The following is a 23,538-nucleotide window of genomic DNA, read 5'->3' as shown; positions in this document are numbered from 1 at the left end:
GTGCGTTACCTGTTTAAAATATGCGGAGTATAACAGGAACCCAATATGGCTAAACAACACAAGTTCACGCTCACAGCGGCGCGCGGCATGCTGCCGCTGCTGGCTGAAGAACTCAAGCAACTCGGCATCAAACAAAGCAAGCAGGAACAGGGTAACATCCGTTTCACCGGCAGTCTGGAGGATGCCTACAAAGTCTGTTTGTGGTCCCGCGTTGCCATACGTGTTTTGATGCCTATCGCCACCATTCGTGCTGAATCGCCGGAACAACTTTACGAGGGTGTCACGGCCTTGCCCTGGGAAGATCATCTTGAGGCGGAAGAGGGCACCCTAGCGGTGGATTTCAACAGTTTCCGTTCCAAAATCAAACACAATCAATACGGCGCGCAGAAAGTCAAAGACGCGATTGTGGATCGTTTTCGCGCGCTGACCGGGATTCGTCCTTCAGTTGACCTTCACCAGCCGGATATTCGCATCAATGTCTACCTGCGACACAATCAGGCCACCATCAGCATCGATTTATCCGGTGAGAGTCTGCACCGTCGCAGTTACCGCGCGCGTAACACCGAAGCACCACTCAAAGAGCATCTGGCCGCGGCCATTTTGCTGAGTGCTGAGTGGCCCAGACTGGCTCGACAGGGCTGGGCATTAATTGACCCGATGTGTGGTTCCGGGACTTTTCTGATTGAAGCGGCGATGATGGCCGCCGATATTGCACCCGGGATTCTGCGGGATTACTTCGGTTTCATCTACTGGAAGCAGCACGACAAAGACGCCTGGAAAAAACTTAAGGCGGACGCCGAGCGTCGACGTCAGGCAGGTCTGGCCAGAATACCGGTGATTCTGGGCGGAGATGCGGATCCCAAAGCGGTGGAGGCTGCACGGGCCAATATTGCCGAAGCGGGTCTCAGTGACTGGATTCAGGTTGCACAACGCAGATTGCTGGACTGGCCGGCTGAAGCACAGGCGCTGCCGCCAATGGGGCTGCTGGTCTGTAATCCGCCTTATGGTGAACGCATGGGAGATGCCGATAGTCTGCCCCGGCTTTATGAGAGTCTGGGCGATATTATGCGTGAGTCTCTGCCGGGCTGGCGCAGCGCGATCATTACCGACAAGCCGCAACTCGGCAAATTTACGGGCCTGACTTTGTTCGAAAGTGTGCCTTTTGATAATGGTCCGATTGAATGTGAAGTGCTGTTCTACCGCGCCAGTAAAGCGGTGACTCAGACAAATCAGACACAGGCTATACCGGAGCCAGTAATCAGTGATACGGCGCCGGATCTACAGGAAGTTGAAATCAGCGAGCAGGGTGATATGTTCGCAAACCGCCTGAAGAAAAATATCAAACACATGGCGAAGTGGGCACGTAAGAACAAGGTCAGTTGCTACCGCATTTACGATGCCGACTTGCCTGATTATGCGCTGGCCATCGACGTATACGACGATCAGGTGCATGTGCAGGAATACGCTCCGCCCAAACAGATTGATCCGCAGAAAGCCGTTGAACGCCTGAAAGAGGCCATGCATATCATTCCCGATGTCCTGGAAGTGCCGGCCAGCAGCGTCAGTCTCAAAGTCAGACAGAAACAGCGCGGTGCTAATCAGTATGAAGCCCAGGCAGCACAGAACAAACGCTTCGAAGTTGAAGAAAATGGCCTCAAGTTCTGGGTCAATCTGAAAGACTATCTGGATACCGGCCTGTTTCTGGATCACCGCGATACCCGCTTGATGCTGATGAATATGGCGCGAGGCAAAGATTTTCTCAACTTGTTCTCATATACCGGATCTGTGACTGTCTATGCGGCCGCAGGCGGCGCTGCCAGTACCACCAGTGTGGACATGTCCAACACTTATCTGGGTTGGGCACAGGACAATTTGCAGCTGAATGGTTTTGATGGCGAACAGCACCGATTTATTCGTGCCAACTGTCTGGAATGGTTGCAGGCTGCGCAGCAGGAGGCTGAGCGCTTTGATCTGATATTCCTCGATCCGCCGACCTTTTCCAACTCCAGCAGGATGGATGGGGTGTTTGATGTACAGCGCGATCATGTCAGCTTGATTCAGATGGCGGCGAATTTGCTGAAACCCGGTGGCCAGTTGATTTTCTCCACTAACCGGCGTGACTTCAAAATGGCACTTAATGTAATGGAAGGGGTGAGCTTAAAAGATATTACTGCCCAGACCATACCCAGGGATTTTGAACGTAATAAGAAAGTTCACCAGTGCTGGCTGGTGACAAAAAGCGACTGATTCTCTACGGGATTTCCCGTCAGATTCACATCAAATTGTCATATCAGATGCGCATGATGTGCCTGACTTAAACAACGGGATAACGCCATGTCACCAGCAGAACGCCATTTCAATTCTCTCAAGGAATGGGAAATGTTCGGTCCGGATCAGGGCAATGAATATTTTCCTAAATTCACCACATCCATACAGACCTACCAGCAGTGGTTGCAGGATAATCCGGAAGGTTATGTCTGTCAGGCCAATGATTAAGCTGAAAACTCTTTCAGTGTTGCTTTGATATCTTGCCAGAGTTGTGCATAAGCACGGCTCACCGGCGAGGCACTATCAAATGCGGGCAGGGGGGCTCGATAATCTCCCATGCGTTCCACCGCTGCGGCATAGGGGATGGGTGTGGGCAGACCATTTTTCAGCATTTTGGGTGGATGAGTCAGCATCACCCGATGCAGGCTGCGACGGCGATCTACCATGGTGAAAAAAGCATGCAGTCGTTTAGGTTTGAGCTTGTTTTCTTTAAAGAAGTCCCGCGTCTGTTCAAAAGTACGCAAGGACAAATGCGTCGGGATAATCGGGATATACAGCGAGTCTGCGGTTTCAAACACCTGCTCAGTCAATAAAGAAAAGCTGGGCGGACAGTCCAGTACCACCAGCGCATAATTTTCTCCAAAAGGCTCAACCAGTTTGGCAATCAGATTACGTTTACCCTGTTCGCTTTGCGTGGCCAGTTGCTGGTCGAGATGACGCAAAGAGAAGTCTGATGGGATTACATCCAGATTTTCAAAATCAGTGCTACGCACCAACTCGCCGATGGGCGTTTTACCACTGAGTATTTTTTTTGGGCGGGTTTTTTCTTTGGCTTGCGCATTTAACAGCCAACTGGCCGCACCCTGAGGATCCAGATCCCATAGCAGCGTAGGAATACCTTCACTGGCCGCATGCCAGGCAATATTGACCGCTGACGTCGTTTTACCGACGCCGCCTTTCAGGTTGAAAAATGCAATCGTCTCCACAATGGCCTCAGTAGGTCTTGGCCATTTGTTCCAGCAAAGAGAGCTGTGCGGCGATTGCAGGCTCCGATTCGGTTTTTTCTACCCGCTGATAACGGGCATCGGCGTTAAGGATCCAAGCCTGGCTATTGTCAGACAGGTAGGTTTCCAGATCGTCAAGAATGCGCTGACGCAGTTTTTTGGACTCGATTGGAAAGCAAGTCTCGACGCGTCTCAGCAGGTTGCGTTTCATCAAATCTGCACTGCCACACCAGATTTCCGGGTTGCCACCGTTTTCGAAATAAAATACCCGGGTGTGCTCGAGAAAACGACCGATGATGCTACGCACATGAATATTTTCAGATAAATCTTTGACGCCGGGCCGCAAGCAGCAAATACCGCGCACAATCAAGTCAATTTTGACGCCGGCCATCGATGCCCGGTAAAGCGCCTGGATCATTTCCTGCTCGACCACGGCGTTTACTTTGATAATGATGCGGGCGGGCTTGCCAGCTCCGGCATGTTCGATTTCCCGTTCGATTTTTTTCAACAGGCCTTCATGCAGGGTGAACGGTGCATGCAGCAGTTTATGCATCTGCGGAATTTTACCCAGACTGGTGAGTTGAATGAACAGGTTGTTGACGTCTTCGCCAATCTGTTTATCCGAGGTCAAGAGGCCATAATCGGTATAAACGCGGGCGGTACCCCGGTGATAGTTCCCGGTACCCAGATGAACATAGCGGCGTAACTTACTGTTTTCACGGCGTAATACCAGCAGCATTTTGGCGTGGGTTTTATAGCCTACGATACCGTACACAACGTGGGCACCGGCTTCCTGCAGGCGGGCAGCCAGTGCGACGTTGGCTTCCTCATCAAAGCGGGCACGAAGTTCAATGACTACTGTCACTTCTTTACCTGCCTGTGCCGCCGTCACCAGCGCATCAACGATTGGCGATTTGGCACCAGTGCGATACAGGGTCTGTTTAATCGCCAACACACTGCTGTCAGCAGCAGCCTGACGCAGCAAATCAATGACCGGGGTAAAGGACTGATAAGGATGGTGTAGCAGCATATCCTGCTTGCGCAGCGCCGCAAATATATCGACATCCGGTGTCAAGCCTTCCGGACGGCCTTGCGTAAATGGCTTGAACTTGAGATCGGGCCGGTCAACCAGTGAGCACACAGCCTGGATCCGGCTCAAGTTTACCGGGCCGTTGACCAGGTAGACATTGTCCCGTTCCATGGCACACTCATTACGCAGAAACTCAACCATATCTTCCGGGCAGTTGTGGGCAATTTCAAGCCGGACTTCATCACCGTAGTTACGCTGGGTTAATTCATCGGCAATGGTGGCCAGCAGGTCACTGGTTTCTTCGGTATCGATAGCCAGATCACTATTGCGGGTGACACGGAATTGATAGCAACCTTTCACTTTCATACCGAAGAACAGATCTTCTGCGAAGGCATGGATAATCGATGACAGGAATACGAATTTGTATTCACCGGGCTGGCACAGCTCCTGTGGGAACTGGATCACGCGGGGTAATGCACGCGGGGCCTGTAAAATCGCGTAGCCACGGTCGCGACCGAAGGCATCTTTACCCACCAGAGAGACGATAAAATTCAAACTCTTATTGAGCAGGCGCGGGAAGGGGTGAGCGGAGTCCAGCCCCATCGGGCTCAGGATCGGCAGAATTTCTTCCTGGAAGTAGTTCTGCAGCCACTTGGTGTGTTCATCATTCCATTGTGATCGCGGTAACACCCGGATTGATTGCTCCTCCAACTCCGGTAACAAGACCTCATTCAGTACCCGGTACTGTTCTTCCACCAGTTCGTGAGCGCGCTGACTGATTAATCTCAGGCATTCCTGTGCCGTGACCTGATCAGCTTCGATATAGGGGTCGCCGATTTCAATTTGCTGAATCAGGCCGGCCACCCGCACTTCGAAAAATTCATCGAGATTGGTACTGGAAATGCACAGGTAATTGAGGCGTTCCAGCAGCGGCACACTGCTATCCAATGCCTGTTGCAAAACCCGCCAGTTGAACTCGAGCAGACTCAGCTCGCGATTAATATAGAGCTCAGGGTTGTTCAGATCGATGGGTTGTTCTTGTTTCATAATTCCTTCTTGAGCGCCTGAGGCGTAGTTATCCTTGATAGTCTAGCTTCGCTTTGTGACAGCAAGATGACGACAGGCGTTACCAGCGGTATTTGTCGTACATTTCGGGGTTGGCCCAGTAACGGCTGTTGAGCCAGTCACGTTTAGGCTGATAATTTTCAATGGCATAAGTAAAGACCTGTAATCCGTCTTCGGTGCCAGCAAGATGTCGGAACCCCATCGCCAGGTAGTCAGTCAGCTCCCAACCTTTATTATCGGCAATCGCAGGGTGGCTGATCAGAATGACATGTGGGGCGAGACGGTTTTTCACCATGCCCAGCCATTGTTGTGCGGCCGCTTTCTCCATCGATTCTGTCAGATGGCTGATAACGGCAAGGTCGGCCGGCTGTGTGTTACGCAACTGATCCTGGCTGAATGGTGTCTTCAGATGCTGCAATTTAGTATCATTATCCTTTTGCAGACACATTGCCGCCGTGTCGCCGGCAGTCAGAATCGACCTGGGGTTGAACTGACTGACAAACGGCGCGAGCAGGCTGGATAGGGCAACTGAATTGGTCATGATTGATCAGGATAAAACATCTGTTGAATTCTGGAAACACAAACGCTTGAGTCAGATGACTCATGATGAGTGGGAGAGCCTTTGTGATGGCTGTGCCCGCTGCTGTCTGCACAAACTGGAAGATGAGGATGACGGGCGTATGTATTACACCCGCGCTGCCTGTTCATTGCTCGACATCAACAGCTGTCGCTGCAAGGACTACGAAAACCGTCAGTCCATCGTCCCCGACTGCATTCAACTCAGTATTAAGAACGCGCATTATTTCGACTGGTTGCCCTCAACCTGCGCCTACCGTCTGCTGGCGGAAGGTGAGCCCTTACCGGACTGGCATCCGCTGATCACCGGTGATCCTGACAGTGTACATAAAGCCGGCATTTCAGTCCGCGAGTTTGCCCAGCCGGAATCGGACGTAGATGATCTGAATGAGGCGGTTATCAAACTCAGTCATGAACCCGACCCAGATGCATGACACCTGAAGAAAGCCGCGAGTTTACCGCCCGTCTGGAACAGGCAGCGCTGCTGTTACTGGAACTGGAAATTTATCGCAAACCCGATGATCTCGCGCGACGTTTCGGCTTGCCAGTACCGGTAGTACGTTACTGGTGGCGTCATACTGATCAGGAAACGCATCCCGTCGACCAGACACAGTTATCTCCGCGTGAAGTTAAATCTATTCGCAAAGCGACTCAAACGCTGGAGGGCTGGGAGAAAATCAAACGCTACCGTCCTCCCTGTGGTGCCAAGTTGCCAGGTGGCAAGCGCTGCAAACGCTCGGTCGCCATCCGTCCCCCTGAAGCCTGGGGTATGGGGGCACTGGCAACACGCTGTCGCCTGCATGGTGGCCTGTCAAAACGGGCGACATTCAAATTAAACGATGATAATGATGACGATGTCATGTAATCTGGTGCACAACCATTCTTAATCATCGGGCTGTTACCACCTATGAGCGCGAATACGGACGTTCTCAAACAACTGGCCAGCGTCTGTCATGAGGCACAAACCGGCACCTTTTTTATTACCACCACTGACAACAAAGCCTGCCATATCGTGATTGAAAAAGGACGTATCTGTGCACTGTCGTATGGTCGGGAACGCGGTAAGTCGGTTATCCATTCGCTACCGTTTATGCAGGTAGCCAGGTTTTCTTTTCAGCAGGATGTGACTATGCCTCTGCCTTCAAAGGCCTTTGTCGAGGACGCTGAAAATCTGTTGGCCGCACTTGGCTTACATCATGCTGATCAAGCCGCTGTGTCCGGCAAGCGCATGTACAGGGGAGCGGAAGTAGAGACTAAAAGGGTAATCCCAAGTCTGAAAAAAGCTAATAAAGAAGCGGTCAAAAAGCCAGCCAGAATGTACCGCGGCCGTCCGGTTAAAGACTAACAATTGTCGAACCGCCTGTTTAAAATCGGTATCATACCGGACACTTCCCTGCATAAAGATTTGTTATGGCTCATTCTAGCAACACATTCAATCAAGGGCTGTGCGATTTTCTCGATCAGTCTCCGACGCCTTATCACGCGGTAGCAGCGATGAAAAACCTGCTTGAGGAGCAGGGGTTCACAGGCTTGTCAGAAGGGGATAGCTGGGGCGAACTGCCGGCAGGCAAATATTACGTGACCCGCAATGATGCTTCGATCATTGCTTTCACCCTCAACGGGGAGTCGCTCACGCAGACCGGTATGCATATGGTTGGTGCTCACACTGACAGTCCTTGTCTCAAGGTCAAACCCAAGCCGGAGAAAGTCCAGCAGACGTTGCTGCAACTGGGGGTCGAGGTCTATGGCGGCGCACTGTTAAACCCCTGGTTTGATCGTGATTTATCGATGGCAGGCAGAGTCAGTGTTGAAGCAGAAAACGGTCGAATCGAACAGCTGCTGATTAATTTCGAATGTCCGGTTGCTGTCATTCCCAGCCTGGCTATTCATCTGGACCGTGAAGCCAACCAAAGCCGTAGTGTGAATCCGCAGCTGCATCTGCCGCCGGTACTGTGCCAGTTGGAGGAGGGCGACACGCTCGATTTCCGTGCCCTGCTGGAGAAACAGTGTCAGCAGCAATATCCGGATCGCCAGATTGGCAAAGTGCTGGACTATGAAATCTGTTTCTACGATACCCAGAAGGCCGCATTGACCGGCCTCTATGGCGACTTTATCAGCAGTGCCCGACTGGATAACCTGCTCAGTTGCTATGTCGGACTGCAGTCGATTCTTAAAGCGGATGGCAGACGGCCGGGCCTACTAATCTGTAATGATCATGAAGAAGTCGGTAGCCAGTCCAGCAGCGGCGCACAGGGTACATTCCTGCACTCAGTGCTGCAGCGCCTGAGTCAGACACCGGAAAATTATCAGCGCATGATTGACCGCTCGATGATGATTTCTGCCGACAATGCCCATGCGATTCACCCAAATTATCCGGACAAGCATGATGCCGAGCATGGCCCGATTCTGAATCGCGGCCCGGTGATAAAAACCAATGCCAATCAGCGCTATGCCACCAGCAGCGAGACCAGCGCCGTGTTCCGTCAGCTCTGCAATCAGCAGGATGTGCCGGTACAGGACTTCGTGGTCCGTACTGATATGGCCTGTGGCAGCACCATTGGTCCGATTACCGCCTCAAATATCGGCATTCGTACACTGGATATTGGTGTGCCCACTTATGGCATGCATTCGATTCGGGAAATGGCCGGCAGTCGCGATGCCGAGATGCTGCACAAGGTCCTGACCGCTTTTTATCAGCAAACTTCTCATTAAAAAGGAAACCCTATTATATGGCTGAAAACGTAGATGAACTGACCGTTGAATATTTCGAAGGCGAGACCATGACAGTCAAAGAGCTGGACAAGGTCGTACTGACCAAGGGTGCCTGGGCCACGGTGATGTTCCGCTATCAGGATCTGGATCGCAAAACCGGTGACTTTGGTCCCGATAAATACACTATCCGTCGTTATCAGAAGCGTAATGGTGAATACAGCCAGCGTTCCAAATTCAATATTTCCAGCCGTGACCAGGCCAGCCAGATCGTGGATGCTTTGACCAAATGGACCAATGAATAAAAGCCTGATCACTAACCTGCTTGCCGCAGTTTTTGTGGCAGGCGGGTTCATGGCGCCAGCGCCTTATCGCGATCCGATTCTGAATACCGGCCTGTTTGCATTGGCAGGGGGCATCACCAACTGGCTTGCGATTCATATGCTGTTTGAAAAGGTGCCCGGTCTTTATGGGTCGGGCATTATTTCAGCCCGCTTTGAAGACTTTAAGTCCGGTATTCACGAGCTGGTGATGTCGCAGTTTTTCAGCAAAGACAATGTCGATCGGTTTATGGCCGAGCTGATTAGGGATAATGCCCAGCACCGGCTTGATTTCAGCGATGTGATTGAGCAGACCGATCTGGCACCGGCCTACGACAGTCTGGTCGATACCATCATGGAATCGTCTTTCGGCAGCATGCTGTCGATGTTTGGCGGCAAGAAATCTTTGGAAGCCTTGAAACAGCCATTTATAGATAAAATGCGTGTGGCACTGGACAATATGGCGCACAGCGATTCTTTCCAAACCAGTGTCAAAGCCAAGCTCAGCAGCAACCCGGTATTTGATGACATTCACGGTCAGATTGAACTTATCGTGCAATCCAGGCTGGATGAACTGACGCCGCCAATGGTGAAAGATATCATCCAGCGTATGATTCGCGAGCATCTGGGCTGGCTGGTTGTCTGGGGCGGGGTTTTTGGCGGCCTGATAGGGCTGGCGACCAGTTTTCTGCCTCTGTAATGGCGCCAATTTGCCCGCTGTGCGGCAGCCACAGCAGTCTGTTTTATGATTTTAAACAGCGTTATTACTACCAGTGTCAGACTTGTCAGGCCATTATCAAAGATCCGGTAAGCTGGCCGGACAGGGGTGAAGAAAAACAGCGTTATCTGGAACATTTGAACGATGTCAGTGACCCGCGCTTTGAGGGCTTTGTCTCTCCCATCACTGAACAGGTCAAACGGCATTTCAGTCCCGCCCATAAAGGTCTCGACTTCGGGGCCGGACATGCGCCTGTCATAACGCATGTACTGGCTGAGCAGGTCTATGACATTCAGGCCTATGATCCGCTGTTTTTTGATCATCCCGCTTTGCTGGAACAGCAGTAAGACTATATCTGCAGCTGTGAGGTGATAGAACACTTCCACCGCCCGGCGGAAAGTTTTGCCTTGCTCAGTCGCTTGTTAAAACCTTCAGGCGTGCTGCTGTGCATGACCGAGCTGTATCAGGAAGGGGTTGATTTTCATCGCTGGAATTATAAAAACGACCCGACCCACGTCTTCATTTATCACGCTAATACTATTTCTTATATTTCTGATAAATATGGATTTTCAGAGCCTGTAATTAACAATAGATTGGTGCTGCTCAAGCGCTGAATTGCTGCTGGATAGCTTCTTTCTCCGATACACAAACGGAGATGATTAAACTCACTTTATCTGTGAATTGCTGGTCGATGATCTCACCATGAATCTGCTTTAGCTGATATTCCAGCAGTTGCAGTTGCGGGTACTCGATATCGAGTTTCAAAGTCGCCATCTCTACCCAGGGACTGATATTTGCGGCGGCAATGGCCTCTTTTGCGGCAGTGCCATAGGCACGGGTCAGTCCGCCGGTGCCCAGTTTGATACCCCCAAAATAACGCACAACACCGACCACGACATTAATCAGGTTTTCGCCCTCCAGCGGCGCAAGAATCGGCCTCCCGGCTGTACCTGAGGGTTCACCCGCATCATGAAAACGTTCAGTTAGGAATCCTTCCGGCTGACGAATCCGCCAGGCAAAGGCGAGGTGATTGGCATTAGGGTGTTGACGGGCTAACTGCCCCAGTTTGCGCAGTGCTTCGTCTTCTGACTGGCAGGGCATGATCACGCCAATAAAGCGTGATTTTTTGATTTCATAATCGGCTTCCGCGGCGCGGTGAATGGTGTTGAACTTGGAGGCCATCGTTTGCAGCTATAGGAAAAAACGAGGCAACAATTTAACATATCGCTCCACGACACGCGTTTTAGCACTAGGGCTTGTTGATCTTTCATATCCACCGCTGCCGATTGAGGCGGAGATGAGAGAGTCATAGCAGGAGACAATTATGAAAGCCATTCAAGTGGAACATCAGCCTGACCAGTCGCGCCTCACTGAACTCGGCGTTTATGCCTGGCCCATCTGGGAAAAAGAAGCATCAGAATTCCCCTGGCATTATGATGAAAAAGAAACCGCCTTCATCCTGGAGGGCGAAGTCACTGTCACCGCTGATGATGGTAGCGAGTCGGTGACCATCAAAGCCGGTGATCTGGTGACTTTCGCTGCCGGCCTGAGCTGTCGCTGGCACATCAAACAGGATTTGCGTAAACATTATCAATTCGGCTGAACGCCGGGGAAAAACATTGTCAGAAATTGAATTTATTATCGGCCAGCGCTGGGTCAGTAACAGCGAAGCAGAGCTGGGCCTTGGCATCATTAAAGAAATCAGTGGCCGTCAAATTGAGGTCTTCTTTCCGGCGGTCGCTGAGAGCCGGTTTTATGCGGCCAATAATGCGCCGCTGAGTCGAGTGATCTACTCCGAAGGCGAGCAGGTCAAAAGCCGCGAGCAACAGAGCTTTACTATCTCTGCCGTGCAGCCTTTCAATGGCTGTATGATTTATCAGGGTGAGACCGCAGAAGGGGAAGCGGTCAGCTTTCATGAAATGGATCTCGACAGTCGGGTGCATTTCAATCAGCCTCAGGATCGCCTGTTCGCCGGCCAGGTCGATAAAAACAGTCAGTTTGAGTTGCGTGCCAAGGCGCTGTCTTATCAGCATGAACTGTTCAGTTCAGCGGTCTTTGGCTTACTGGGGGCCCGGGTTCAGCTGTTGCCACATCAGCTCTATATTGCGCAGCAGGTGTCCCAGCGTCATGCGCCTCGCGTGCTGCTGGCCGATGAAGTCGGTCTGGGTAAAACCATTGAAGCCGGGCTGATTCTGCATCAGAAAATTCTCAGCGGTGAAGTGAAGCGCGCGTTGGTCATCGTGCCGGATGCTTTGTTGCATCAGTGGCTGGTTGAAATGCTGCGTCGCTTCAATCTGAGCTTCAGTCTGATTGATGTTGAACGTCATCTGGCACTGGTCGAGCTTGATGAGGGGAATCCCTTTGACAGTGTCCAGCTGGTACTGTGCGGCCTCGACGATCTGCTCGAAAACCCGGTGATGCAGGAAGATTTGTTTGCGGCAGACTGGGATATGCTCATTGTGGATGAAGCGCATCACCTATACTGGCAACCCGATAACAGCAGTCCTGCCTATCAGTTGATTGAGCAGCTCGCTGCCCGCATTGCTGCCTTGCTGCTTTTGACAGCCACGCCTGAACAACTGGGTATCGACAGCCATTTTGCGCGTCTGCGCCTGCTGGATCCGGAACGCTTTCATGATCTGGAAGCTTTCAGAGAACAGGAAGCTGCCTATCAGCCGATTTCGGATTTAATTGATGATTTGGATGCACTGCAATCCGCTGATGACAAAAAGCTCAAACCCTTATTAAAGGCACTTGAATCCTATTTGCCCGAGCAAGCTCTGCTTGATTTACAGCAGCATGAGGCGTTTGATGCAGCAAAACTGGCGGCGATCAGACAGCTGCTGGATCAGCATGGCACCGGTCGGGTGTTGTTCCGTAATACCCGTGATGTGGTGAAAGGTTTTCCTGAACGAATCCTGCATCGCTACCCGTTGGAAGCCGATAGCAGGTTGTCCGGTATCGATGCCTTACAAGCAGAAACAGTCCTGGGTCATGACTGGCTCATCGAAGATAAACGGGTTGCCTGGCTGATTGATTTCCTGAAGGCCCATCGCGGCGAAAAAATTCTGCTGATTTGTGCCAGTGCCGATACCGCAACACAGCTCGACAGCCATCTCAGCGTGCATCATGGGGTTAGGAGTGCGGCCTTCCATGAGAAGCTGACACTGGTGAACCGTGATCGCGCCGCCGCCTATTTTGCCGAGGAGGAGGATGGGGCGCAGCTTCTGGTCTGCTCTGAAATCGGCAGTGAAGGGCGTAACTTCCAGTTCTGTCATCACCTGGTACTGCTGGACTTACCACGCCATCCGGATCTGCTGGAACAGCGTATAGGCCGTCTGGACCGTATCGGTCAACAGCATGATGTCGATATTCATGTGCCTTATTTTGCAGGCACAGCGCAGGAGGTCTTACTGAACTGGTATCACCAGGGTATGAATGCCTTTGAACAGGTATTTGCCGCCGGCGATGCCGTTCATAAGGCGACTCAGGCACAACTGGAAGCCTGTCTGAATCAGCCTGCTGATGATAAAGCGCTGATAGAGCTGATTGAAATGACCCGCGATACGGCAGAAAAAGCGAGGGAAAGCCTGCAGTCGGGCCGTAATCGTCTGTTGGAACGTAACTCCTTCGATGACGATGCCGCGCAACATATTATCGCTGAACTGGAAGAGGCCACCCGCGGGCTGGAACTGGCAGATTTTATGGATGACGTGTTTGATGCCTTCGGGGTCGAACAGCAGCCTCACAGCAGCGACAGCATCATCATCGAGCCGGGTAACCATATGGTTTATCCCTTTCCGGAATTACCCGAAGACGGTCTGACTGCGACCTATCAACGCCACCGGGCGCTGGGCCGTGAAGATATGGCTTTTCTAACCTGGGAACATCCCATGGTACTGGGCGCGATGGATTTGGTAATGAACACCGAAATCGGCAACAGTGCTTTCTGTACTCTCGAAAGCGGTTTATTTAACCCCGGCACGCTCCTGCTGGAAGCCATTTTCAAGGTTCAGGCCATCGGCGCACTGCAGACCTATGTGGATCGCTTCTTACCGCAACGCTATCTGCGCATTGTGGTGGACGAGCAGGGCCGTCAGCACCAGGCCAGCCTGCCAGACAGACAATTCAACAAACTGGCAGGACGTATCCCTCGGGCGACCTCGCAGGAACTCATACGCCATGCCCGTCCACAGCTGGAAAAACTGATCCAGCAGGCCCAGCGCGCCAGTTTGGAACCCGGTGAAATGCTGAGACGGGAAGCGCTGGCATCAATGCAGCAGGAAATGTCAGCTGAAACAGTACGCCTGAAAGCGCTGGCAGAGAAGAATCCTGCGATTCGCCAGGATGAGATTGATAGCATGTCGACACTCACTCACGCTCTGGCGAATACGATACAATCAGCCGAATTAAGCCTGGATGCGGTTCGGATCGCGATAGTGACTGAATCCAACTGAATACGGACAGTCTCTTCCTTCTCATGATGGTTGCTTGGAGCATAAGTTGTTAAAAAAAATCGCGTTACCCATTCTCATTATCGGCTTTGCCATTGTGGCATTCATGTTGCTCAAAGTCAGTGAACCGGAAACACCGGCAATGGCAAAAAAGGAAAAAGCCTGGCTGGTTGAAGCGGTAACGGCTGAGTATCAGCGTATTGCGCCGGAAGTCACCATCTACGGCCGGGTCGAAACGCCGCGCGACGCCAGTCTGAAAGCGGCGCTTGAAGCCGATGTCATCGAAGTGAATGTACTGGAAGGCGATAATGTCACCGCAGGACAGACCCTGATCAAGTTGGATGATATTGATATTCAGCTCACACTGCAGCAGCGTCAGGCGGATGTTAGAGAGGCTCAGGCCCAAATCGAGACCGAGAATCAGCGCTTTCAGCGTGATAAGGCGCTGTTGGCCAATCAGAAACAGTTACTGGAACTTGCTGACAAGGCTGTTCAGCGTGCCCGTAAACTGGAGCAGACCCGGCTGGCTTCACAGGCTTCTCTGGATGATACGCTGGCCGCTTACGAGCAGCAGGCGCTGGCACTGAAACAGCTGCAGTTCGATATTGATAACCATAAGATCAGGCTGGCTCAGTTACAGGCTGCCAAGCAACGCGCAGAAGCCTTATTGGCGCAGGCTGAAGTTAATCTCAGTCGTACTGAAATCAAAGCGCCTTTTGATGGTCGCGTAGCCGGTCTGACAGTAGCGCTAGGCGACCGGGTGCGCCCCGGTGACACTCTGCTCACTGTGTATGATCTCGACAACCTTGAAGTCAGGGCGCAAATCCCCGGACGTTATATTCCTCAGGTCCGACAAATGCTGCAGCAGGGCAGAAATTTGCAGGCTGAGGCGGAAGTCGATGATCAGTTGATCCGTCTCTCACTCAATCGCCTGTCCGGTGAAGTCAGACAGGACAGTGGTGGTATCGATGGTCTGTTCCGTATTGAAAACAATATGACGCCATTGCCACTGGGCACCTTTGTCGAACTTCAACTGCAACTGGCTGAACAGAACAACGTCATCGAAGTACCGTTCAGTGCGTTATACGGTATGGATCGCGTTTACCGGATTGACGAAGGGCATTTGCAGTCAGTGGCCATAGAGCGTGTCGGTGAAATCGAGCGTGAAGCAGGTAAAAACAGTCTGTTGATCCGCAGTGATGCTCTCAGTCCGGGTGACTTGATTGCTGCGACGCAATTGCCTAACGCGATTACCGGGCTCAGAGTTGAGGTCGCAGACTGATGGAAGGTCATCGACGCGATTTTATCGGGATTTTCGCTCAGCACCGGGTTGCGGCGAATCTGCTGATGATCATGATGCTGGTTGCCGGGGCATTATCCCTGAACCGGCTGAACACCCAGTTTTTTCCGAACTTCGCACTCGACATCATTACCATCAGTATCACCTGGCGCGGTGCCAGTGCTGAGGATGTTGAGGAGTCCCTGACCACACGTGTAGAGCAGGAACTGCGCACCATCGACTATGTCGACAAGATGACTTCCACATCGTCTTACGGCTCATCACTGGTCACGCTGGAATTCGAAGAAGATGCCGATATGGGCCGCGCACTGGATCAGGTCAAGGACCACGTTGCCCGCATCCGCAACCTTCCCACTGACTCGGAAACGCCCGAAATAAGCCTGGTCACGCGCTATGACACGGTGGCCAGGCTGTTGATCACCAGTGATGGCGAGCTTGATGAGCTGCGTGATTTAGCCCATCAGATCGAACATGAGTTGCTGGATCGAGGTATCTCGCGGGTCAATATCACCGGTCTGCCGGAAGAAGAAATTGCTATCCAGCTCAGTACCTATGAACTGGAGGCATTAGGCCTGAGTTTCAATCAGGTTGGCGAAAGGGTCGGGGAGCAGAGTCAGGATCTGCCTGCCGGCGAAGTCGGCAATAATGAAACCGCCAGACAGCTTCGCAGCGAAGGTCAGAAACGCGATGTCTATGCCTTCAGTGATCTCCTGTTGAAGGCGGATTATGCCGGCGGTCTGGTGATGCTGGATGATGTTGCTGAGATTGAACGGCGGCCGATGCGTAATCAGGTCAAGGTGTTTTATCAGGGACAGCCTGCGGTCGAGATTGAGCTGCAGCGCACAGAAAATGCCGATGCGCTCAAATCTGCGGAGATCATGAAACAATGGTTGGAAGACAGCCGCGATGAATTGCCGGATGGTGTCAAAATCAAAGTGTTCGATGCCGCCTGGGAGTTGATTGAGGAGCGGATTAACCTGCTGCTATATAACGGTCTCGGTGGTCTGTTACTGGTACTCGGCGTCTTGTTTCTGTTTCTGCATGGGCGTGTTGCGTTCTGGGTCGCAGTCGGTATACCGGTCTCATTTATGGCGGCACTGTCAGTGCTTTATGTACTCGGCGGCAGTATCAATATGATCAGCCTGTTTGGCCTGATCATGTCACTGGGGATTATCGTGGATGATGCCATTGTGGTGGGTGAGGATGCGCTGTCTCATTACCAGCATGGTGAACGCTCTCTTACCGCTGCTGAGGGTGGGGCCAGACGGATGCTAGCACCGGTTATTTCTTCTTCATTGACCACAATTTCTGCTTTTCTACCTCTGATGATGATTAGCGGTGTTATTGGCAATATTCTGTTTGATATTCCCTTTGTGGTCATTTGCGTGATTATTGCTTCTTTGATCGAAAGTTTTCTGATTCTTCCCGGGCATTTACGACACTCTTTTCACACAATGCACCATGCTGAACCGGGACGATTCAGACGTTATCTCGATTCGCAGTTTCACCGTTTTCGTGATCATGCTTTCAAACCGCTGGTCACCTATGCCGTCAATTTTCGCGGGGTTACAATTGCAGCAGCGATTGCTCTGTTGATAGTGGCTATCGGTTTACTGGCCAGTGGTCGGATACTGTTTAACTTTTTCCCATCCCCTGAGGGCACTACGATTGTGGCCAATGCCCGCTTTATTGCCGGTACGCCTGCTGAACATGTTGAGCGGTTCCTGACTCATGTGAATCAGAAACTGGATGAAACAGCACAGGAACTGGGGCCGCAATTACTGGATCTGTCAGTAATGCGCCAAAGCACAGCCAGTGCAGCCAACCCCAACGCGACGTCGCAGGTGGATGAACGCTTCGGCTCGATTCAACTGGAAATGATCTCACCGGATAAACGCGATATCCGCAATAAAGATTTTATTAATGCCTGGCGTGAGAAGATTCATCTGCCACCCGGCATCGAAACCTTTACCATCAGCGAACGTCGGGGTGGCCCACCGGGCAGTGATATTGATATCAGGCTCACAGGCGCACCGGCAGATACGCTGAAATCGGCGTCTCAGGAAATCGCCGAAAAGCTCAAAACCTATCCTGGCGTCAGTGCCATAGAAGATGATATGCCCTATGGTCAGGAGCAGTTGATTTACCGGATCAAAGGTCAGGGTGAAGTCCTGGGTCTGACGCTGAACAATGTCGGCCGGCAGCTTCGCGCCGCTTTTGACGGCCAGTTGGTTCAGATATTCCAGGATGGTGATGATGAGGTCGAGGTGCGGGTCATGTTGCCGGAAAATGAACGCAACACACTGGCTACACTGGAGAATTTTATGATCCGCCTGCCTGACGGTGGCAGTGCACCGCTGTCGAGTGTGGTCGAATTTGATGCCCGCCGTGGTTTTGATGTGCTGCGTCATACTGATACCCAACTGGCAATTCATACTACCGCGACGGTCGATGCGACGGTCAATAACAACAATGAAATTCTGGCAGATATGCAACAGTCCTTCCTGCCGGAGTTGAGCGCGCGCTATGGCGTTAATGTGGCTTATGAAGGTCGTGCTGAAGAACAGGCGGAAACGATTGGTGATATGGTGCAGGGCGTGTTGCTTGCCTTTGTCATGATTTACCTGGTACTGGCCTGGGTATTTGCATCTTACGGTTGGCCGCTCGTGGTGATGTCAGCGATACCTTTCGGGCTGATCGGTGCCTTGTTCGGTCACTGGCTGCTGGGGATCGATCTGACGATTCTGTCTCTGTTCGGTATTTTCGGTCTGTCCGGGATTGTGGTGAATGATTCCATTATTCTGGTCACCTTCTTCAAGCAATTGCGTGAATCAGGCTTGGGCACGCAGCAGGCGATTATCGAAGCGGCCAGTCAGCGTCTGCGCGCGGTATTACTGACTTCATTAACCACAATTGGCGGTCTGACGCCACTGTTATTTGAGACTTCACTGCAGGCCCAGTTCCTGATTCCGATGGCGGTATCGATTTCGTTTGGACTGATGTTCGCCACTGCGCTGGTGTTGCTGGTGATACCGGCCATGTTGTCCGTACATGAGAGCGCTGCAGACAAAATCAGTGGTAAGCTTGTGCCACAAAAAAGTTAGTCTGGTTAAGTTTGTATTAAGCTTATGCCGTAATAGTAGCTGTTTGGCGTGATAGTAAGGGGCCAGCATGTCTTATTTGAAATACCTGATTGCCAGTTTTCTGGTCACTCATTCCTTCGTTGTCAGCGCAGGCGAGCTGACACCGGACTACTACTCTGACACACTCTCTCTGAGTACTGTCACCGAGCAGGTCTACCAGCGATTGCCGGGGAAACAGGCAGAGAACAAATTCGGCCAGTTGCAGCAGGCAAATGATGCCTTGGGCAATGCCTTATTTGCTGAGCCTGCGACTGCCAACCTTGATCATTTTAATGATGCTATCGGCAGTGGAGAGGGGTTGCAGGAATGGGAGGGTAGTGTGGATATGCCGTTATGGTTGCCCGGCCAGCAGCAGGCACAGCAGGCTTTATCGACTAAAATCCTGGCTCAATTACCCGCCTATCAGAATCAACTCCGTTTGCGTGCTTCGGGTGAAGTGCGGGAATTGGTCTGGCAGCTAAAGTTGGCAGAAGCGGAGCTTGAACAGGCTGAGCAAGCCTGGGAAATAGCAAAAAAGCTGGAACAGGATGTGGCATCCAGAGTGAAAGCCGGTGATCTGGCAGCCAATGAAGCGCTGCTGGCCAGCAGCAACACAATGGAAGCACACAGCAAGATGATTGCGGCTGAGTCCCGTCTATCGCAGCAGCTTAAAATTTATCAATTAATGACGGGATTGCAACTTTTACCGGTCACAGTGACGGAAGTTCCTCAACAACGAACAGACGTTCCTGCCCAGCATCCAGCCCTGCAAATGCAGGATCAGATCATCGCCAGGTTGCAGGCGGAAATGGGAATAGCCCGCTTTGAAGGCAGTGTGAATCCCAGTATCTCCGTTGGAGTGCGTCGTGAGCGGGGTGATGACAGTGAGTCCTTCAATAACAGTCTTGGCATTGGTTTCAGTATGCCGCTTGATAATCAAAGATACAGTAAGGTCGCTGTGGCTGAGAGTTCGGCGGCACTGGCCGATGCGCAGGTGATCAGACAGGAACTGGAGCGTCAGTTAGACAAGGATCTGCTGGCCACTCAGGAAACCCTATCAGCGACTCGTAAACAATTGGAACTGGCCACTAAACAGAACCAGACCACCAATGAGTATTACCAGATGCAAAAACGCGCTTTTGATCTGGGTGAAATCAATCTGATTGATTTATTACGCAGCCAGGTGCTGGCTAATGAAAGCCGCAGCCGAAAACGCGAACTTGAGGTTCAGATCGAGCAGCAAAAAGCATTGGTAAATCAGGCGCTAGGCATCATTCTTTAAATTTTCATCAACGTTTTCTTCGCTTAATTTTTCGTTAAGACTACCACGCTAATCTGTGTCTCAAATGTCACAGACTGGAGTGGTATATGGAAGCAGTTTCATTCAATAATCTTGTGCCCGAACACGGGCAATTCAAACGGCACTCAGCCAACTGGGGCTTATTACCCCTGTATTCACTGAAGCTGCATACCCCTGATACCCCTTACAGGACAGCTGTAGAGCAGTTCATCTATCAGCGCTTTGCTCACCAGTATGGCGCTGATATCAACACCTTTCTTCCCATGCTGCTGTCAGCGGCTGATGATAAAGGTATCACTGCTGCACTGGGTTTTCAGCCTGCTTCTCTCCGTCGTTTGTTTCTGGAGTTTTACCTGGATTGCGATATTGAAACTACACTTGGACTCGTCACGCAAAGCGAAATCCACCGCCACCGAATCGTTGAGATAGGTAATCTCGCTTCGGGCAGACAGCGTGCAACACAATCCCTGTTTTTGTTACTGGCACAGATCCTTTATGCCGCAGGCTATGAATGGGTGGTATTCACAGCTAACAGCGCCGTAAAAAGCTGGCTGGCAAGGCTGCAGATCCCGGCATTTGTGCTTACCGAGGCTGACCCGAAACGTCTGCCTGATAAAGGCGCAAACTGGGGAACCTACTACGACGACAAGCCCGTTGTGCTGGCTGCCAATATTGATCGCAGCTTCAGTACTATGAACAGTCATCCTTTGATGGCCCATCTGTGTGATCAGTATGCTGATGAAATTGAACATGTCTCTGCCAGGCTGCCGCAATGAGTCTGATCGTTCAGCGATTACGCGAACTGGCTGCAGAAAATCCAGAAGCCGTTGCGGTAACGGATAAACACCAGCGTTTATCCCGGGTTGAATTGATTGGGGCAGTGCAGCTACTTGCTGAAATTCTCAAGCCCTACCAGGGAAAGGTTGTAGCCTTGCTTGCAGACAATCAAATCGACTGGGTTGTCACTGATTTGGCCTGTCTTGAAGCCGGAGTGACATTACTGCCATTGCCGGCTTTCTTCAGTGACAGTCAACAGCAGCATGCGATAGCACAAAGTGGTGCGGTCGCACTGATAAAAGACAGTGTTGATTTCCAGGGAGAGCCACTGACAAACCAACTGAAGATTCAGCCGGTCTATCCAACGTCAGAGGCAAAAACCCCTGACGGTACCGTCAAAATCACTTTCACTTCCGGTTCCACTGGCGAACCCAGGGGCGTGTGTCTCAGTGAAGCCAATCAGATCAATGTCGCTCAGGCCTTGCTAAAGCGCATCGGGTTGGAAAAGACCAAACACCTCTGTGTTTTACCTTTAGCGACCCTGCTTGAAAATATTGCCGGCGTCTACGCGCCCTTACTTAGTTGCGGCGAGGTGATGCTGCTATCGGCCGCTGAACTCGGTTTCAATGGCGCCAGTGACTTTGATGTGCAGAAACTGGCCGCCGCGTTGGAGACCATACAGCCAGAGAGCCTGATTATATTGCCGGGCTTGTTATCGGCATTGATCCACATCATTCAGCAAGGCTGGCAGCCGCCCAGTAGCTTGAAATTCGTTGCCGTGGGCGGCAGCCGGGTTGGCCACGGTTTACTGGAAGCCGCGAGGGCAGTGAGTTTGCCCGTGTATGAAGGCTATGGTTTGTCCGAGTGCAGTTCTGTCGTCAGTCTCAACAGCACTACCGACAATCAGCAGGGCAGTGCCGGTAAGCCACTCCCACATGTTGCTGTTTCGTTAGAAGACAATGAAATTGTTGTGTCTGGCAATGCTTTTCTCGGTTACGTGAATGAGCCGGCGAGCTGGTATCAGCAACAGGTGAAAACCGGGGATCTCGGCTTTATTGATGACAGCGGTTTTCTACATATCCTCGGTCGTCGAAAAAATCTGCTCATCAACAGTTTCGGACGCAATATCAATCCGGAGTGGGTTGAGAGCGAAGTCCTGGCCAATCCTGTCATTGCTCAGTGCGTGGTTACAGGAGATGCACGGCCGTTTTGCATCGCCCTGATTTATGCCCGATCAGCGGTAAGCGATGCGCTTATCGATAACTGGTTACAGCAGGTTAATCAGGCACTCCCGGTTTACGCCCGTATCAAGCAATGGTTACGGCTGCCTCAGCCTCTGAACCAGGGAAACGGCACGCTGACAGCCAACGGCAAACCGGTTCGCGACCGGATAGACCAAATTTATCAAGCAGAAATTAATCATCTTTTTAAGGAGCAGGCGTGAATGGCTTTTTTTGATGTTTTACAGGCTGAAACTACCGAGACAAGAGCACAGCTTTTTTCAGCCCCGATTTTTCAGCGGGCTTTTTCCGGTGACATTGATACTGAGCTTTACATCGATTTTCTGACACAGGCTTACCATCATGTGAAACACACGGTGCCGCTTTTGATGACCGTCGGCGGCCGCTTACCTGAGAGCAAAGAGTGGCTGCGCACAGCGGTGGCTGAATACATTGAGGAGGAAGTGGGGCACCAGGAATGGATATTAAATGATATTGCCGCCTGTGGTGGAGATAAGGAAGCTGTCAGAAATAGTCAGCCCAATCTGCATACCGAGCTGATGGTCGTCTATGCCTATGATATGGCCCAGCGTGTGAATCCATTGGGCTTCTTCGGTATGGTGCATGTCCTGGAAGGGACCAGTATTACTTCTGCAGACCGCGCTGCAGAATCGATTCAACAGACATTGAAACTGCCCAATCAGGCATTCAGTTACCTGCGTTCCCATGGGGCGCTGGATCAGGACCATGTGAAGTTTTTTGAAGGCTTGATGAACCAGATAACTGAGCCGGAAGAGCAGGAATTGATTATCCGCTCGGCCCAGCGTTTTTATTATCTCTACGGCAATATTTTTCGTAGCCTGACTGGAGATGCAATGCCATGCACAGTCTGAAAGATAAAACGATTGTCCTGACCGGGACGGCAGGCGGTATTGGCCAGTCTGTCGCTGAATTACTGAGCACGATGGGGGCCACGCTGGTATTGACCGATATCAACAGCGATAAATTGGAACAGCTGAATCACGGTTTTAATGACAAACATTACACCGTGGCAGCCGATTTGGCCTCAGCTGAAGGCCGCAGCAAACTGGTCGAATGCTGCAGCGAGATGCTGTCACCGCCGCAAATGCTGATCAATATTGCCGGCATCAACCAGTTTGCTCGCTTGACTGATTATAGTGATGAGCAACTCGACAAGCTGGTGACCGTGAACCTGATCAGCCAGATTGCCCTTTGTCGTGACTTTTTGCCCCTATTCAGCCGTTTGCCGTCAGCAAGCATCATTAACGTCGGATCCATTCTCGGCAGTATCGGGATGCCAGGCTACAGCGTTTATTGCGCGACCAAGTTCGGCTTACGGGGATTTAGTGAAGCATTAAGCCGTGAACTGCTGGACAGCTCGGTCGCAGTGCGTTATTTCGCGCCAAGAGCCACTCAAACCGCACTCAATGATAAGCGGGTTAATGAGATGAACAAAGCATTGGGCAATGCGATGGATACGCCAGAACAGGTCGCTGCTGAACTGGTCAGTTTTCTGCAAAACCACGACAAGCGCGGTTACCTGGGCTGGCCGGAGAAATTATTCGTGCGTATCAACAGCCTGTTTCCATCCCTGGTGGATAGATCTTTCCAGAAACAGCTGGCTGTGATTAAACGTTATATGTGAGGAATCAAC

Annotated in this window: 23 protein-coding genes; 19 read left to right on the top strand and 4 right to left on the bottom strand. The window is 51.6% G+C overall.

What is annotated here, in order from left to right; translation table 11 throughout:
- Positions 1-45: 45 nt before the first annotated feature.
- Together rlmKL and OMQ46_RS05140 are read left to right on the top strand one after the other, a co-directional pair.
- Entirely contained in the window at positions 46-2,247 is a 2,202-nt protein-coding gene (gene rlmKL, locus OMQ46_RS05145; protein WP_266235280.1) for a bifunctional 23S rRNA (guanine(2069)-N(7))-methyltransferase RlmK/23S rRNA (guanine(2445)-N(2))-methyltransferase RlmL, read from the top strand.
- An 87-nt stretch (positions 2,248-2,334) separates the two neighbouring features.
- A complete protein-coding gene (locus OMQ46_RS05140) occupies positions 2,335-2,496 on the top strand; it encodes a hypothetical protein (RefSeq protein WP_266235282.1) in 162 nt (53 codons plus the stop codon).
- Here the strand turns inward: OMQ46_RS05140 and OMQ46_RS05135 are convergent.
- The 3 genes from OMQ46_RS05135 to OMQ46_RS05125 all read right to left on the bottom strand — a co-directional run bounded on the left by OMQ46_RS05135 (position 2,493) and on the right by OMQ46_RS05125 (position 5,908).
- Positions 2,493-3,254, bottom strand: a complete 762-nt coding sequence (locus OMQ46_RS05135; protein WP_266235284.1) for a ParA family protein — start codon at positions 3,252-3,254, stop codon at positions 2,493-2,495. The genes OMQ46_RS05140 and OMQ46_RS05135 overlap by 4 nt on opposite strands.
- Before the next feature lie 7 nt (positions 3,255-3,261).
- Positions 3,262-5,349, bottom strand: coding sequence for a polyphosphate kinase 1 (ppk1, locus tag OMQ46_RS05130; protein WP_266235287.1), 2,088 nt, complete (start codon positions 5,347-5,349; stop codon positions 3,262-3,264).
- A gap of 79 nt (positions 5,350-5,428) precedes the next feature.
- Entirely contained in the window at positions 5,429-5,908 is a 480-nt protein-coding gene (locus OMQ46_RS05125) for a DUF6231 family protein (RefSeq protein ID WP_266235289.1), read from the bottom strand.
- On the opposite strand from OMQ46_RS05125, the gene OMQ46_RS05120 reads away from it, so the two are divergent.
- The 8 genes from OMQ46_RS05120 (at position 5,907) to OMQ46_RS05085 (ending at position 10,304) form a co-directional block, all read left to right on the top strand.
- Entirely contained in the window at positions 5,907-6,377 is a 471-nt protein-coding gene (locus OMQ46_RS05120) for a YcgN family cysteine cluster protein (RefSeq protein ID WP_266235290.1), read from the top strand. The two genes, OMQ46_RS05125 and OMQ46_RS05120, sit on opposite strands and share 2 nt — an antisense overlap.
- Positions 6,374-6,808, top strand: a complete 435-nt coding sequence (locus tag OMQ46_RS05115) for a hypothetical protein (RefSeq protein WP_266235293.1) — start codon at positions 6,374-6,376, stop codon at positions 6,806-6,808. The genes OMQ46_RS05120 and OMQ46_RS05115 overlap by 4 nt, the downstream gene beginning before the upstream one ends.
- Before the next feature lie 42 nt (positions 6,809-6,850).
- The gene (locus OMQ46_RS05110; protein ID WP_266235294.1) at positions 6,851-7,288 is read left to right on the top strand and encodes a hypothetical protein; all 438 of its coding nucleotides are present in this window, start codon (positions 6,851-6,853) and stop codon (positions 7,286-7,288) included.
- Between the two features lie 65 nt (positions 7,289-7,353).
- On the top strand, positions 7,354-8,655 hold the full coding sequence (locus OMQ46_RS05105; protein WP_266235296.1) for a M18 family aminopeptidase: 1,302 nt from the start codon (positions 7,354-7,356) through the stop codon (positions 8,653-8,655).
- A gap of 17 nt (positions 8,656-8,672) precedes the next feature.
- On the top strand, positions 8,673-8,957 hold the full coding sequence (locus OMQ46_RS05100; protein WP_266235298.1) for a hypothetical protein: 285 nt from the start codon (positions 8,673-8,675) through the stop codon (positions 8,955-8,957).
- Positions 8,950-9,672 carry a DUF445 domain-containing protein gene (locus OMQ46_RS05095; RefSeq protein WP_266235299.1) on the top strand — a complete coding sequence of 241 codons (723 nt, stop codon included), beginning with the start codon at positions 8,950-8,952 and terminating at the stop codon, positions 9,670-9,672. Before OMQ46_RS05100 ends, OMQ46_RS05095 begins: the two co-directional genes overlap by 8 nt.
- On the top strand, positions 9,672-10,037 hold the full coding sequence (locus tag OMQ46_RS05090) for a hypothetical protein (RefSeq protein ID WP_266235884.1): 366 nt from the start codon (positions 9,672-9,674) through the stop codon (positions 10,035-10,037). Before OMQ46_RS05095 ends, OMQ46_RS05090 begins: the two co-directional genes overlap by 1 nt.
- 6 nt (positions 10,038-10,043) lie before the next feature.
- Positions 10,044-10,304, top strand: a complete 261-nt coding sequence (locus OMQ46_RS05085) for a methyltransferase domain-containing protein (RefSeq protein WP_266235942.1) — start codon at positions 10,044-10,046, stop codon at positions 10,302-10,304.
- Here OMQ46_RS05085 and OMQ46_RS05080 read toward each other — a convergent pair.
- Positions 10,294-10,872 (bottom strand): YigZ family protein, encoded by a 579-nt coding sequence (locus OMQ46_RS05080; RefSeq protein ID WP_266235883.1) that lies wholly within the window; start codon positions 10,870-10,872, stop codon positions 10,294-10,296. The genes OMQ46_RS05085 and OMQ46_RS05080 overlap by 11 nt on opposite strands.
- Before the next feature lie 142 nt (positions 10,873-11,014).
- On the opposite strand from OMQ46_RS05080, the gene OMQ46_RS05075 reads away from it, so the two are divergent.
- From OMQ46_RS05075 to OMQ46_RS05035, 9 genes are all read left to right on the top strand, one after another.
- Complete coding sequence (locus tag OMQ46_RS05075) at positions 11,015-11,293, top strand: cupin domain-containing protein (protein WP_266235304.1); 279 nt, start codon at positions 11,015-11,017, stop codon at positions 11,291-11,293.
- 16 nt (positions 11,294-11,309) lie between these two features.
- Positions 11,310-14,147, top strand: a complete 2,838-nt coding sequence (gene rapA / locus OMQ46_RS05070; RefSeq protein ID WP_266235306.1) for an RNA polymerase-associated protein RapA — start codon at positions 11,310-11,312, stop codon at positions 14,145-14,147.
- 46 nt (positions 14,148-14,193) lie between these two features.
- Positions 14,194-15,426 carry an efflux RND transporter periplasmic adaptor subunit gene (locus OMQ46_RS05065; RefSeq protein WP_266235308.1) on the top strand — a complete coding sequence of 411 codons (1,233 nt, stop codon included), beginning with the start codon at positions 14,194-14,196 and terminating at the stop codon, positions 15,424-15,426.
- Entirely contained in the window at positions 15,426-18,548 is a 3,123-nt protein-coding gene (locus tag OMQ46_RS05060) for an efflux RND transporter permease subunit (protein ID WP_266235309.1), read from the top strand. Before OMQ46_RS05065 ends, OMQ46_RS05060 begins: the two co-directional genes overlap by 1 nt.
- 67 nt (positions 18,549-18,615) lie before the next feature.
- Positions 18,616-19,848 carry a TolC family protein gene (locus OMQ46_RS05055; RefSeq protein ID WP_266235310.1) on the top strand — a complete coding sequence of 411 codons (1,233 nt, stop codon included), beginning with the start codon at positions 18,616-18,618 and terminating at the stop codon, positions 19,846-19,848.
- An 86-nt stretch (positions 19,849-19,934) separates the two neighbouring features.
- Positions 19,935-20,642 carry a thermostable hemolysin gene (locus OMQ46_RS05050; protein WP_266235312.1) on the top strand — a complete coding sequence of 236 codons (708 nt, stop codon included), beginning with the start codon at positions 19,935-19,937 and terminating at the stop codon, positions 20,640-20,642.
- The gene (locus OMQ46_RS05045; protein ID WP_266235313.1) at positions 20,639-22,087 is read left to right on the top strand and encodes an AMP-binding protein; all 1,449 of its coding nucleotides are present in this window, start codon (positions 20,639-20,641) and stop codon (positions 22,085-22,087) included. The genes OMQ46_RS05050 and OMQ46_RS05045 overlap by 4 nt, the downstream gene beginning before the upstream one ends.
- On the top strand, positions 22,088-22,756 hold the full coding sequence (locus OMQ46_RS05040; RefSeq protein WP_266235315.1) for a TenA family transcriptional regulator: 669 nt from the start codon (positions 22,088-22,090) through the stop codon (positions 22,754-22,756).
- Positions 22,744-23,529 carry an SDR family oxidoreductase gene (locus tag OMQ46_RS05035; RefSeq protein ID WP_266235317.1) on the top strand — a complete coding sequence of 262 codons (786 nt, stop codon included), beginning with the start codon at positions 22,744-22,746 and terminating at the stop codon, positions 23,527-23,529. The genes OMQ46_RS05040 and OMQ46_RS05035 overlap by 13 nt, the downstream gene beginning before the upstream one ends.
- Positions 23,530-23,538 lie beyond the last annotated feature (9 nt).

It is taken from the genome of Methylophaga sp. OBS1 (genome assembly GCF_026319365.1).
Note: the sequence above shows the minus strand (reverse complement) of the source record. Positions and strands in the feature narration are given on the sequence as shown.